Source organism: Rothia sp. HMSC072B04, assembly GCF_001813725.1.
GTDB classification, from domain to species: domain Bacteria; phylum Actinomycetota; class Actinomycetes; order Actinomycetales; family Micrococcaceae; genus Rothia; species Rothia mucilaginosa.
In genome coordinates, this window is the sequence record NZ_KV813811.1 from 5,051 (window position 1) to 5,432 (window position 382).

1 CRISPR repeat array is annotated in these 382 nt (G+C 52.9%).

Annotated features, from left to right (window positions below):
* Positions 1–318: direct repeats of the CRISPR family, unit length 28 nt; unit sequence GAAAGTCCCTCCGAAAAGGAAGGGAAAT.
* The last annotated feature ends 64 nt before the right edge of the window (positions 319–382 follow it).

Sequence of the window (382 nt, forward strand, 5' to 3'; positions counted from 1 at the left end):
GAAAGTCCCTCCGAAAAGGAAGGGAAATGCCCGTAGGTTCAACATCACCACCACCACCCTATACAAGCCTCAATGAAAGTCCCTCCGAAAAGGAAGGGAAATCGACCACGAACCAACGCTAGAAAATATCGCCGCCTGGCCTCAATGAAAGTCCCTCCGAAAAGGAAGGGAAATTGCCCGCTCATGCACCGTGCCATGCCGAAGCGGGTTCCCTCAATGAAAGTCCCTCCGAAAAGGAAGGGAAATACCTCGTCCAGGTCATGCCGCAGGTTAGTGCTGTGGGCCTCAATGAAAGTCCCTCCGAAAAGGAAGGGAAATGACCCCCTCACAGCCCCGTAGAAGCTCACAAATGGTGCCTCAATGAAAGTCCCTCCGAAAAGGA